We start from the raw sequence: 12,206 nt of genomic DNA, 5'->3' as shown, positions 1-12,206 counted from the left end.
TTCATGACGGCACAACAGCCTGTCAATCAACAAGATTTTTCGCTTGTTGAGCAATTCTTAGATGCGATGTGGATGGAGCGTGGCCTATCAGAGAACACGTTGGCTTCCTACCGAAACGATTTAATGAAGCTGCTCGTGTGGATGGAAAAACATCGATACCGTCTTGATTTTATCAGTTTGTCTGGCTTGCAAGAATATCAAAGCCACCTTGTAGATTTAGATTACAAACAGACGTCTCGTGCGCGTATGTTGTCGGCGATTCGCCGTTTATTCCAATACCTGCATCGTGAGAAGGTGCGCGCTGATGACCCGAGTGCGCTCTTGGTTAGCCCTAAACTGCCACAACGTTTACCCAAAGATATTAGTGAAGAACAAGTGGACGCGTTGCTCGAAGCGCCAGACCCGAATGACCCTATAGAATTGCGCGATAAAGCGATGCTAGAGCTACTCTACGCAACAGGATTGCGTGTGACAGAGCTCGTCAGTTTGACCATGGAAAATGTTAGCTTGCGCCAAGGGGTGGTGCGCGTGACAGGTAAAGGTGGTAAAGAACGCCTGGTTCCTATGGGGGAAAATGCGGTCGATTGGATCGAGACGTTCATTCAACAAGGGCGCCCTGCGTTACTTGGTGATACATCATCCGATATTGTTTTTCCTAGTAAACGCGCAAGGCAAATGACTCGTCAGACGTTTTGGCACCGTATTAAGTACTATGCTTTGATAGCAGGGATTGATACTGATCAGCTGTCGCCGCACGTACTGCGTCATGCCTTTGCCACGCATTTATTGAACTATGGCGCAGATCTCAGGGTCGTACAGATGCTTTTAGGACATAGTGACTTATCGACCACGCAAATTTATACTCACGTGGCGACTGAACGATTGAAGCAGATCCACAGTCAACACCACCCAAGAGCATAACAATGGTTAGATTCATCCATGTCTTCTTGGAAAAACGATTTTACATTAAGGTGAATTTCATGAGCGTATTACGCCGACTAACTCTGCTGACTTTACCATTTTTTGTTACCGCTTGTGGTGCAGAAGAAAGTCAGGCTCAAACGGAGACTCCTGCGCAACAAGTGGCGCCAGCTGCACAAAGCGGCTTTGATGAAGCAGCATTAAAAACTAAGTTCTCAAAGCTTGGTTTATCTATCGTTGATATTCAACCATCAGACGTCGCTGGCTTATTGGAAATTCAAACCAATGGCGGGATCCTGTTTGCTTCAAATGATGGTAGCCATTTTATCGCTGGTACGCTTTATGCCATTAATGATGATGGCAGTTACAAAGATGTCATAGCAGAGCGTCAAGCGCCGCTTAACGCCGAGAAAATTGCTCAGTTCTCCGATAGCATGATCGAATACAAAGCCGACGATGAAAAGTATGTTGTGACTGTATTCACTGATATCACCTGTGGTTACTGTGTGCGTCTGCATAGCCAAATGCAAGGCTATAATGACCTAGGTATTACAGTGCGTTACATGGCTTACCCTCGCCAAGGTGCAACTGGCCCTGTGGCAGAGCAAATGGCAACGATTTGGTGTGCTGAAGATCCGGCGTCGGCAATGCACAATGCGAAAGTGAATCGTACATTTGATAACCCTGCGAAAGACTTAAAACAATGTAAAGAAACCATCCAGGCGCATTACAATCTAGGTCGCCAATTGGGCATTTCTGGTACGCCAGCAATCTTCTTACCGAATGGCGAAATGGTTGGTGGCTACCTACCACCTGCAGAGCTATTGAAACGTTTAAAGCAACTATAATCCATTAGGAGCAGAGCCGGCAAAGTTGTCGGCTCTTTCAAGCATGATAGAAATTCAACGACGTCCTGAACCTGATCTTTCCCTTCTTCCTGATTCCATTCCTCCGATTCTTAAACGTATCTACATCAACCGTGGGATAACGGATCTTTCACAATTAGAAACGTCGGCCCGTGGGTTGCATTCATATCAAAAACTCGGGGGGATTGAGCAAGCTGTCGATCTTTTGTTTCAGGGGATAAAAGAACAAAAACGCATCATCGTTGTCGGTGATTTTGACGCTGATGGCGCGACAAGCTCAGCATTATCAGTACTCGCGCTGCGCATGCTTGGTAGTCACAATGTGGATTACCTAGTGCCAAATCGTTTTGAAGACGGTTATGGGTTAAGCCCAGAAGTCGTTGACCAAGCCCTAGAGCTTGGCGCTGAGATGATCATGACGGTGGATAACGGCGTCTCATCAATCGAAGGCGTGCGTTACGCAAAAGAAAATGGCATTACCGTGCTTGTTACCGATCACCACTTGCCAGGACAAGTGTTGCCTGATGTGGATGCAATGGTGAACCCAAACCTTGAGAGCTGTAGCTTTCCATCTAAAGCGCTTGCGGGTGTAGGGGTCGCGTTTTATCTCATGATGGCACTATGCGTTCATATGCGAAAACACAATTGGTTTGCAGAACAGGGGATGCAAGAGCCCAAGTTGATGGAACTGATTGACCTTGTTGCACTGGGTACCGTCGCTGACGTCGTTCCATTGGATGAAAACAACCGCATTCTTGTACACCAAGGCTTGCAACGTATTCGTGCGGGCAAAGCGCGTCCCGGTATCCAGGCATTAATTGAGGTCGCGAAGCGCGATGCGCGTCGTTTAGTTGCGTCTGACTTTGGCTTTGCTTTAGGTCCACGTATTAACGCAGCAGGCCGTCTTGATGACATGTCTTTCGGTGTTGAACTGCTGATGTGTAACAACATCCACGCAGCTCGTCGCATGGCAAGTGAATTGGATGGCTTGAACCAGACTCGTAAAGAGATTGAAGAAGGCATGAAGCAAGAAGCGATGGCTTTCTGTGAGCGCCTTCAGTTTGGTGAAGGCAATGAGCTTCCTTATGGCTTAGCCTTATTCCAACGTGATTGGCACCAAGGTGTGATTGGTATTTTGGCTTCGCGCATTAAAGAGAAGTTTCATCGTCCAGTCATTGCATTTGCTGATGGTGGAGAAGGGACGATTAAAGGCTCGTGTCGTTCTATTCCGGGGCTACACATGCGCGATGCGTTGGATTTCATCGACACGCAAAACCCGGGTTTGATCATCAAGTTTGGTGGACACGCCATGGCAGCAGGCTTAACGATTAAAGAGCAGGATTTTGAGCGTTTCAGTCGTTTGTTTGATGAAGTGGTAAAAAAGGAACTCGATGAAGCGGCGCTAAAAGGCGTGATCATGTCAGATGGCGAACTTAAGCCGGAAGAGTTCTCTATGCATGTTGCTGAACAGCTGCGATCGGGTGGCCCTTTTGGACAAGCTTTCCCAGAGCCAATCTTTGATGGTGAGTTTAAAGTACTGCATCAAAAGCTGGTGGGTGAGAAGCATCTTAAATTGATGTTAGAGCCGCTTTATAAAGGTCACCCTACCAATGTGATGATCGACGGTATCGCATTCAATGTTGATCTACGTCGATGGCCAGATGCATCGGTTAAAACAGTACGTCTCGCGTATAAGCTGGATGTGAATGAATTTCGTGGTAATCAATCATTGCAATTGATGATCGACCATATCGAAGCTAAGTAATACCTAGATCAACCTTTCTTATAGAGTACGGTTGCCCCTAAGTGGGCGTAAAATTTTATGACCGTGCTCTCTCTCACCGCAATCTGATTTCTCATCCGAAATTTTCCTGTATCTCGGTCACATTTTTCAGTAGAATTTCTCGGTTAAATTCTATTCTAAAATGTTGAGTAAACATGTTTGAAATCAATCCAATTAAAAACCGTCTGCAGGACGTGTCTCAGCGCACAAATGTCCTGAGGGGGTATCTTTGACTATGACGCGAAGAAAGAGCGTCTAGAAGAAGTCAACGCAGAACTTGAACAACCAGATGTATGGAACGAACCTGAGCGTGCGCAAGCACTGGGTAAAGAGCGTGCATCACTAGAAGCGGTTGTTGAAACCATTGATCAACTAGAGCAAGGTGTGGAAGATGTAGAAGGTCTTCTTGAGCTGGCTGTAGAAGAAGAAGATCAAGAAACATTTGACGAAATTGAACCAGAACTTGCTGAGTTGGAAGAGAAGCTAGAAAAGCTTGAATTCCGTCGTATGTTCTCTGGCGACCACGATAGCTCTGATTGTTACATCGATTTGCAAGCTGGCTCTGGTGGTACAGAAGCACAAGACTGGACTAACATGCTGCTGCGTATGTACCTACGTTGGGCAGAAGCGAAGGGCTTCAAAGCTGAAGTGATTGAAGTCTCTGAAGGTGAAGTCGCGGGTCTTAAGTCGGCAACAGTTCGCATCTCTGGTGAGTATGCGTACGGTTGGTTACGCACTGAAACGGGCGTTCATCGTCTTGTTCGTAAATCTCCGTTCGATTCAGGCGGTCGTCGCCATACGTCATTTGCTTCTGCGTTCATCTATCCAGAGATTGATGAAAACATCGACATCGACATTAATCCTTCCGACCTACGTATTGACGTTTACCGTGCGTCAGGCGCAGGTGGTCAGCACGTAAACACCACAGAATCTGCGGTACGTATTACGCACGTACCTACGAACACAGTGGTTCAGTGTCAGAATGACCGTTCTCAACATAAGAACAAAGATCAGGCAATGAAACAGCTTCGAGCGAAGCTATTTGAGCTTGAATTGCAAAAGCAAAATGCGGAAAAACAAGCTAATGAAGACGCTAAGTCTGACATTGGCTGGGGTAGCCAGATCCGTTCTTACGTATTGGATGACTCACGTATTAAGGACCTCCGTACGGGCATTGAAAACCGTAATACTCAAGCGGTTCTTGATGGCGATCTGGACAAATTTATTGAAGCTAGCCTGAAATCAGGTCTATAAAGCTTTTCACCGACAAAAACAGGATACATCGAAAATGACTGATGCTGTTCAAAACGAAACTGTACTAGAAGAAAATAAGCTGATTGCTGAACGCCGCGCTAAACTGGATGCAATCCGAAAGAGCTGCAAAGCGAACGGCCATCCAAACGACTTCCGTCGTGACGCACTAGCGGGCGACCTTCAGAAAGAGTTCGGTGAAAAGACGAAGGAAGAGCTAGAAGAGCTTAACCACGTAGTAGCAATCGCAGGCCGTATCATGGCTAAACGTGGTCCATTCTTGGTAATTCAAGAAACTTCTGGCCGTATCCAAGCTTATGCTGACAAAGCGGTTCAAAAAGTACTTAAAGAAAAATACCAAGGTCTAGATATCGGTGACATCATCGGTGTTAAAGGTGCACTTCATAAGTCTGGTAAAGGTGACCTATACGTGAACATGGAAGAGTACGAGTTGCTAACCAAAGCACTACGTCCACTTCCAGAAAAGTTCCACGGTCTAACTGACCAAGAGATGCGTTATCGCCAACGTTACGTTGACCTGATCGTTAACGAAGACTCTCGTCAAGCGTTTGTAGTACGTTCTAAAGTAATGTCTGCAATCCGCAACTTCATGATCTCTAAGCAGTTCATGGAAGTTGAAACGCCAATGATGCACGTTATCCCTGGCGGTGCGAGTGCGCGTCCATTTATCACGCACCACAACGCACTAGACATGCCAATGTACCTACGTATCGCGCCAGAGCTATACCTGAAGCGTCTAGTTGTTGGTGGTTTTGATCGCGTATTCGAAATCAACCGTAACTTCCGTAACGAAGGCCTTTCTCCACGCCACAACCCAGAATTCACAATGATGGAATTCTACATGGCGTACGCAGACTACAAAGATCTGATGGACCTAACTGAAGAACTACTAAGCTCAGTGGCGCAAGAAGTTCTAGGTTCAACGTCAATGCCTTACGGTGATGAAACGGTTGAGTTTGGTGGTACTTACACTCGTATGAGCATGTTCGAAGCAATCAAGCACTACAACCCAGACCACGCGCAAATCCAAGCGCTAACAGAAGAAGACCTACAAAACCGTGATCTAATGGTTTCTATCGCGAAATCTGTTCACGTTGAAGTAGAACCTTTCTGGACATGTGGTCAGCTTCTTGAAGAGATCTTTGGTGAAACAGCAGAACCTAAGCTAATGCAGCCTACGTTCATCACTGGTTACCCAGCAGATATTTCTCCACTAGCTCGTCGTAGCGACGATAACCCGTTCTTTACAGACCGCTTTGAGTTCTTTATCGGTGGCCGTGAAGTAGCGAACGGTTTCTCAGAGCTTAACGATGCTGAAGACCAAGATGCACGCTTTAAAGCACAGGTTGAAGCGAAAGAGTCTGGTGACGACGAAGCAATGTTCTACGATGCAGACTACATCACTGCTCTAGAGCACGGCCTACCGCCAACAGCAGGCCAAGGTATCGGTATCGACCGTTTGGTTATGCTACTGACTAACACGCACACTATCCGTGACGTGATCCTATTCCCTGCAATGCGCCCGCAAGCGTAATTCGATAGGATGAGTAAAAAACCACCTTCGGGTGGTTTTTTTTTGCCTTTTAGTTAAGTTAATTCAAGTTGTTGCATTTGCTTTTTAATGGGATATGCAAATAAACATTCGCCAAATCTCAATCTATTGCATAGTCTTAATACTGAGACAGACGTGAGGGGGCGGAGTCTCGATAATGTTACCCGCTCGCAAAGATAAGTTTGTGGCACAAAATTTCTATTAACAATGAAAAAGGGTTAGAGAATGGCTGGGCAGTTTAAGATGGATTCCATCCCGGGATCGCTTGTGGTAGTTGGCGGTACTTATGAGCCTTGGTTATCGGTACTGGAGCAAGTGGGCTGGAAGTGTCACCAAGTAGGTGACTTACGCAAAGCTAATACGCTGTTAGAAGATATTGGTCCATGTATCGGTATTGTTGATCTCAGCCATGACGAGTTCAGCTTGAATGGTTTGGCGAACTTAGTCAGCTCTCACAAACACGTACGTTGGTTAGCGTTTATTCGTGAATCTCAGCTTGGCACTGACACCATATGCCAGTTCATTGTTAACTTTTGTATCGATTTTTTCACAGCGCCGATCCCAGATGCACAGTTATTAAGCACAATAGGTCACCAGCTTGGCATGCTTAAGTTGGAGAAAAAAGTTTGGCCTAGTTTTGGTAGCAGTTTAGATATGGGTTTGATCGGTGAATCTATCCCGATGAAACGTTTACGCGATCAAGTGAAGCGCATTGGTCCAACGGACGTCAGTATTCTGATTTCTGGGGAAAGTGGGACTGGTAAAGAGGCGGTTGCTAGGGCCATCCATAAAGTCTCTTCACGCTCTCATAAACCGTTTATGGCAATTAACTGTCGCGCACTCAATGAACAACGTTTCCAAGCTGAAGTATTTGGTATTAACGCCGATGAAGATATGGAAGCATGCCTGCTTGAACAAGCAGATGGAGGCACCGTGTTGTTTAACGACATTCTTACCATTTCAAAAGAGCAGCAAATGAATCTGCTGAGATTCTTGCAAGAAGGCACCATTGATACCAAAGATGGCGTAAAAGCGGTTAACGTGCGTATTCTTGCTGCTAACTCGTCAGATGTTGAAAAAGCTTTGATTGACGGTGACTTCAATGAAGAGCTTTACCATTACATCAACGTTCTGCGCATCAATGTCCCTAGCTTGAAAGAACGTGCGAGTGACATCGCATTGCTGGCTCGTTTCTACTTACAAGAGTTCTCAAAAGAGTACAACTCGCAAGCAAAAAGCTTTTCTGAGGATGCATTCAAGGCACTGACACGTTATTTCTGGCCTGGAAATGTGCGTGAGCTGATGAACCAAGTGAAGCGAGCGGTATTAATGTCCGACAGCGTAATGATTGAAGAGCATCACTTAGATTTACCTCAACGTAATGACTCAAAGCGCAGCTTGAAATCAATCCGTGAGAAGAGTGAACGTGATGCGTTGCTGGTTGTTTTGGAATCTCATTCTGGTCAAGTTTCAAATGCGGCGAAAGAGCTCGGAGTTTCGCGTGCAACCATGTATCGACTACTTAATAAACATAACTTGATTTCCGAACAAGCCATGTAGTTGGCCTTTCCCTGTGTTAAATAGGCGAATAAATACAATAAAAGAGAGTGGCCACAGAGCTGCTCTTTTTATTTTTTGTTTGGTTTGATTTATAAAATCCGCAAATTTATATATTCCTCAGGTGAATATGTTATACATAAAAGTATATGAAACTAAATTGCGGTGTATTGATTTGTTTTTAATCAAAAAGGCAAAAAATGTTTGATATATATTCATCAAAGCTTACAATTTAACCGTAACTCAATGAGTTATACCTTTCATAAACGGATTAATTTTTAGCTAGGAGGCGCAAGATGAAACATTACGTTGTTAACACCACTGCTTGCGCTGATCGTATGCCTATCGCTCCGATAACCCTTAAATCGGATGATACCAATACCACTGGCTCACAAGATAAAAATTAATCCGTAACCTATCATATTTATTACTAGGCTGCGGGAAAGTAGCGGCTTAGTATCAACAGAATATTTCTGTTCATTTTACGCACTATTTTTCCCAGTCGAATACATCGATAATCGGAGAAAATATTATGCGTCACTCTATTTACTTACAATTGGCCACTTTGCTATTGAAAGCAGACCTTAAACGCGAAGAAAAGCAATGGCAGCGAACCATACGCCGAACTGCTCATGATATTCCATGGACGAATGTTCATCTATTGAGAGATATTGGTTTAGATCGCGATGGTCGTTCTACACGTGCCAATGTTCCGGATGCAGTAAAAGTTGAACGTCGAGTTCGTCACCTTCGTCGAGTTTTAACGTCGCGAATAATGACGTAATCGTTAGCGTGTTGGACTGACTGAGTTGCTAACGAGTCATTCAACACGCTTAACTTTTTATATGAAGTATGACTTCATTGGATAAACAGCTGATCTTGAAGATCAGCTGTTTTCGTTTGAAGGTGGTACTGTTAAGGGCAAGGATTCGAGTAAGTTGTACCTATTGCTTGAATTTCAGTAAGTAGTTCGTCGCTAAGTTGCAAATCAATACTGTCGATATTGGCTTTTAATTGGTCTAGGTTTGTTGCTCCTATAATGTTAGAAGCAACAAATGGACGCTGATTGACAAACGCGAGCGCCATTTGTGCAGGGTTTAGACCATGCTCTTGAGCTAAATTGACGTAAGCTTCGGTCGCTTTAACACCTTGTGGAGTGAAGTAGCGCGCAAAACGCTCCCACTTAGTGCATCGAGCGCCTTCAGGTTTTGCCCCGTTTAGGTATTTACCACTCAGGCAGCCAAATGCCAAAGGAGAGTAGGCAAGTAACTGAACGCCTTCGTAATGGCTGATTTCAGACAAGCCAACTTCGAAGCTGCGGTTCAATAAGTTATATGGGTTTTGAATGGAGACAATTCTTGGCAAATCGTGTTTTTCTGCCAAACGCAGTAGCGACATCACCCCCCACGGCGTCTCGTTGGATACGCCGATATAGCGCACTTTACCTGCATTCACTAATTCAGTAAGCGCTTCCAACGTTTCAATTAACGTGACTTCTTCTTGTTTGTCAGGGTATGGGTAGTTGAGTTGACCAAAGCAGTTGGTTTGACGCTGCGGCCAATGTAGTTGGTACAAATCGACATAATCGGTTTGTAGACGATTAAGGCTGTCATCAATTGCTGTATGGATGTGGCGACGATTAAGGCTCATGTTGTCTCTAATGTGAGGAACATTTCGAGGGCCTGCCACTTTTGTTGCCAGTACTACTTTTTCTCTTTTGCCGCTTTTTGCTAACCAATTACCGATGTATTGCTCGGTGAGCCCTTGTGTTTCCGAGTTTGGCGGTACAGGGTACATCTCTGCGGTATCGATGAAGTTCACCCCATGATCGAGGGCAAAGTTGAGCTGCTCAAAGGCGTCCTTTTCTGTGTTTTGCTCGCCAAACGTCATAGTGCCGAGGCAGATTTTACTGATCTCAAGTGATGAGTGCGGTAGTTTTGTGTATTGCATATCACGTCCTTGAAGAGTTACCGACTAAATAAGTGACTCCAATATAGGGGATTTTTAGCCGCAATCGCAAATGATTTACGTATAAAGGAAGAGCAAACTCGAAAGCTACAGTTAGCCTAACTACACTTAAATGATCGTGTGAAGGAGGTATGTTATGCAGAAGCATCAATTGGACATGTGGCTACATGGTCCACATAAAGATACTTATAAAACTCCCAAAGTATTTGTGATTGGGTGTTCTGATGTCTCTGACTATCTTTTAGCTGTGGAGTACAAGCATCAACTTGAGCCGATTAAAGACGGTGAAGACCCGATACATTTTGGCTCTCTAGACTTAGTAAAAGAAGAACTATTGAGGCTAGGGGTCGATAAAGCGTATTTAAGGCTGCGCAATGCGTATGACGAATGTGGCACTGAAGAGGCAGCCTCGTACTGCGATATTGAGTTATCGCTCGTGACGCACTAAATAGCTGATATGGTTTTATTCTGGTTGAGTGTTAATGTAGTGCTTGAGTAAGATCTGTTCAGTAAACTGTGTTCTAAGGTAAAAGCCTCGGGGCAGAGTTTTCATCGGCTTACCATTTGAGTTGTATGCTTCGGTGAGCGCTTTTGCATTTGCGGCTTTAGGGCGAAGATGCAGCGCTTCTCCGTGTCTGGCGGAAATTTGATCAAATCTTCCCAAGACGATCATCTCCATTAACTCTTCCCAGTCATTTCGCAAAATCCGCTCTTCTTCTTCATCTGGTGACCAAATGAGTGGACTGCCCACACGTCTTTCAGCGAGTGGGATTTCTCGTTCTCCTTCTACGGGTACCCAAAGCACACGAGATAGCTTGTTTCGAACATGACTTGTTTCCCATGTAAGACCATGAACACCAGTGAGGGGAGCCACAGAAACAAAGGTTGTTTCTAAAGGTTTGCCAGAATAACTGATCGGAATACTTTTCAACTCGATCCCTAGTTTTGCGAAATCTTGTTGAGGTTTACTGCCAGCTGGAGCGCCCAAGTGCCATTCGAGTAATTGACCCACCCAACCTTTATCACGTTTTAAGTTTTCAGGAACAATCATATTCGCCTCGGCGGCCAACTCAGCAAAACTGAGTCCTGCCATATCATGCGCTCGTTCCAATAGCTCTGCTTCTGTTTGTGGTTCTGGTTTCATAGTTACAAGGTGGTATTACAAAAAATATAGTTTATCAAACTCCGACCAAATCTACTGTTTAAGATTTCACCGAGGCGGTGTAAGAACGATCAATTCATAACTTATCCACAGGTGGAGGAGGTATTGATAAGATCCTGACGGGGTCTGTATGAATAAACAGGGGTTAAAATGCATTTTTGGGGTTGATTTTGTTGTAATCATCTAAACGAATAGCAGGTAAGTGTGGATAAATAGCCTGTTGGTGGATCTTTGACCGATCTGAGTTTGGTGAAAAGATCATCAAGAAATTGAAGATCGAATTATCGTTATTTTTAAAAATAAATACTTTTTTATCAATGTTTTATGTTTGTTTTTTTGTTTATTCATTTGTTTTTCATTTGATGGGATTGAACTGAATTACTCATTTGAATTGAATTCTTCACAAAGTTATTCACAGAAAAGGTGAATAAATGTGGGCAATGTCTCACTCTTGTGTTGATAAGGTATGGTTTGATTAAAAGATATCCAAAAATGCTGAAAAGGTAATAAATCTTGCTCATATCACATCAGTAAGTTTGCTAGTAATGGGGATATGTGGAAAAATCACGGTAATAAAAAATTTATTCATAGAGGTTAGCCAGTGATAGATGGCGATGGTTACCGACTTAATGTTGGTATTGTGATATGTAATAACCATGGTCAGGTCTTCTGGGCTAAACGATACGGGCAACACTCATGGCAATTTCCACAAGGTGGGATTGACGAAGGTGAAACCCCTGAACAAGCCATGTTCAGGGAGTTATACGAAGAAGTCGGTTTAACGAAAAAAGACGTTAAGATCATTGCAACAAGTCGTCATTGGTTAAGATATAAGCTACCAAAGCGATTGGTGCGTTGGGACTCCAAGCCTGTTTGTATCGGCCAAAAACAGAAATGGTTTCTGCTGAGATTAGAATGCGATGAGTCTCGCATTAATATGCAACGCGGAAAATCCCCTGAATTTGATGGTTGGCGCTGGGTAAGTTACTGGTATCCAGTTAGGCAAGTTGTTTCTTTCAAGCGAGATGTTTATCGACGAGCGATGAAAGAATTTGCATCCTTAGCCATGCCTTTTCGAGAGAGAAAAGCGAAAGGGAAAAGAAAAAAGCAACGTAGAGGATAATC

At 44.2% G+C, this 12,206-nt stretch carries 11 protein-coding genes; 9 read left to right on the top strand and 2 right to left on the bottom strand.

Translation table 11 applies throughout. The features are described from left to right. Positions 1-3 precede the first annotated feature (3 nt). The 7 genes from xerD (at position 4) to R7Q39_RS18150 (ending at position 8,735) form a co-directional block, all read left to right on the top strand. Complete coding sequence (gene xerD, locus R7Q39_RS18180) at positions 4-921, top strand: site-specific tyrosine recombinase XerD (RefSeq protein ID WP_005381788.1); 918 nt, start codon at positions 4-6, stop codon at positions 919-921. 59 nt (positions 922-980) lie between these two features. Continuing rightward, positions 981-1,769 (top strand): bifunctional protein-disulfide isomerase/oxidoreductase DsbC, encoded by a 789-nt coding sequence (gene dsbC / locus R7Q39_RS18175; RefSeq protein ID WP_005381786.1) that lies wholly within the window; start codon positions 981-983, stop codon positions 1,767-1,769. A gap of 43 nt (positions 1,770-1,812) precedes the next feature. Continuing rightward, the gene (gene recJ, locus R7Q39_RS18170) at positions 1,813-3,552 is read left to right on the top strand and encodes a single-stranded-DNA-specific exonuclease RecJ (RefSeq protein ID WP_017635068.1); all 1,740 of its coding nucleotides are present in this window, start codon (positions 1,813-1,815) and stop codon (positions 3,550-3,552) included. Positions 3,553-3,725: 173 nt separating this feature from the next. After that, a protein-coding gene (gene prfB / locus R7Q39_RS18165) for a peptide chain release factor 2 (RefSeq protein WP_100068604.1) occupies positions 3,726-4,824 on the top strand; the annotation gives its coding sequence in 2 pieces (ribosomal slippage) (positions 3,726-3,800 and positions 3,802-4,824; 1,098 coding nt in all). A 34-nt stretch (positions 4,825-4,858) separates the two neighbouring features. Continuing rightward, positions 4,859-6,376 (top strand): lysine--tRNA ligase, encoded by a 1,518-nt coding sequence (lysS, locus tag R7Q39_RS18160; protein WP_005382861.1) that lies wholly within the window; start codon positions 4,859-4,861, stop codon positions 6,374-6,376. A 243-nt stretch (positions 6,377-6,619) separates the two neighbouring features. Further along, a complete protein-coding gene (gene vpsR / locus R7Q39_RS18155; RefSeq protein ID WP_017635067.1) occupies positions 6,620-7,954 on the top strand; it encodes a cyclic-di-GMP-binding transcriptional regulator VpsR in 1,335 nt (444 codons plus the stop codon). Between the two features lie 529 nt (positions 7,955-8,483). Beyond that, positions 8,484-8,735 (top strand): hypothetical protein, encoded by a 252-nt coding sequence (locus R7Q39_RS18150; protein WP_005381776.1) that lies wholly within the window; start codon positions 8,484-8,486, stop codon positions 8,733-8,735. 131 nt (positions 8,736-8,866) lie between these two features. Here R7Q39_RS18150 and R7Q39_RS18145 read toward each other — a convergent pair whose 3' ends face one another. After that, positions 8,867-9,901: an NADP(H)-dependent aldo-keto reductase gene (locus tag R7Q39_RS18145; RefSeq protein WP_318076517.1), complete on the bottom strand. Its 1,035-nt coding sequence runs from the start codon at positions 9,899-9,901 to the stop codon at positions 8,867-8,869. A 154-nt stretch (positions 9,902-10,055) separates the two neighbouring features. Here R7Q39_RS18145 and R7Q39_RS18140 point away from each other — a divergent pair, with 154 nt between their 5' ends. Then, positions 10,056-10,367, top strand: coding sequence for a DUF6482 family protein (locus R7Q39_RS18140; RefSeq protein ID WP_005381772.1), 312 nt, complete (start codon positions 10,056-10,058; stop codon positions 10,365-10,367). A 15-nt stretch (positions 10,368-10,382) separates the two neighbouring features. Here R7Q39_RS18140 and mutH read toward each other — a convergent pair whose 3' ends face one another. Beyond that, positions 10,383-11,063 (bottom strand): DNA mismatch repair endonuclease MutH, encoded by a 681-nt coding sequence (gene mutH / locus R7Q39_RS18135; protein ID WP_017821501.1) that lies wholly within the window; start codon positions 11,061-11,063, stop codon positions 10,383-10,385. Between the two features lie 619 nt (positions 11,064-11,682). Here mutH and rppH point away from each other — a divergent pair. Further along, positions 11,683-12,204, top strand: coding sequence for an RNA pyrophosphohydrolase (rppH, locus tag R7Q39_RS18130; protein WP_005381953.1), 522 nt, complete (start codon positions 11,683-11,685; stop codon positions 12,202-12,204). The last annotated feature ends 2 nt before the right edge of the window (positions 12,205-12,206 follow it).

The organism is Vibrio sp. 947 (assembly GCF_033339115.1).
In the GTDB taxonomy this organism is placed as follows: domain Bacteria; phylum Pseudomonadota; class Gammaproteobacteria; order Enterobacterales; family Vibrionaceae; genus Vibrio; species Vibrio alginolyticus.
This window is presented reverse-complemented; position numbering and strand designations above follow the sequence as displayed.

Coding starts and splice junctions, on each gene's coding strand:
- xerD (WP_005381788.1), top strand. CDS start 4: ATGACGGCACAACAGCCTGTCAATCAACAAGATTTTTCGCTTGTTGAG.
- dsbC (WP_005381786.1), top strand. CDS start 981: ATGAGCGTATTACGCCGACTAACTCTGCTGACTTTACCATTTTTTGTT.
- recJ (WP_017635068.1), top strand. CDS start 1,813: ATGATAGAAATTCAACGACGTCCTGAACCTGATCTTTCCCTTCTTCCT.
- lysS (WP_005382861.1), top strand. CDS start 4,859: ATGACTGATGCTGTTCAAAACGAAACTGTACTAGAAGAAAATAAGCTG.
- vpsR (WP_017635067.1), top strand. CDS start 6,620: ATGGCTGGGCAGTTTAAGATGGATTCCATCCCGGGATCGCTTGTGGTA.
- R7Q39_RS18150 (WP_005381776.1), top strand. CDS start 8,484: ATGCGTCACTCTATTTACTTACAATTGGCCACTTTGCTATTGAAAGCA.
- R7Q39_RS18145 (WP_318076517.1), bottom strand. CDS start 9,901: ATGCAATACACAAAACTACCGCACTCATCACTTGAGATCAGTAAAATC.
- R7Q39_RS18140 (WP_005381772.1), top strand. CDS start 10,056: ATGCAGAAGCATCAATTGGACATGTGGCTACATGGTCCACATAAAGAT.
- mutH (WP_017821501.1), bottom strand. CDS start 11,063: ATGAAACCAGAACCACAAACAGAAGCAGAGCTATTGGAACGAGCGCAT.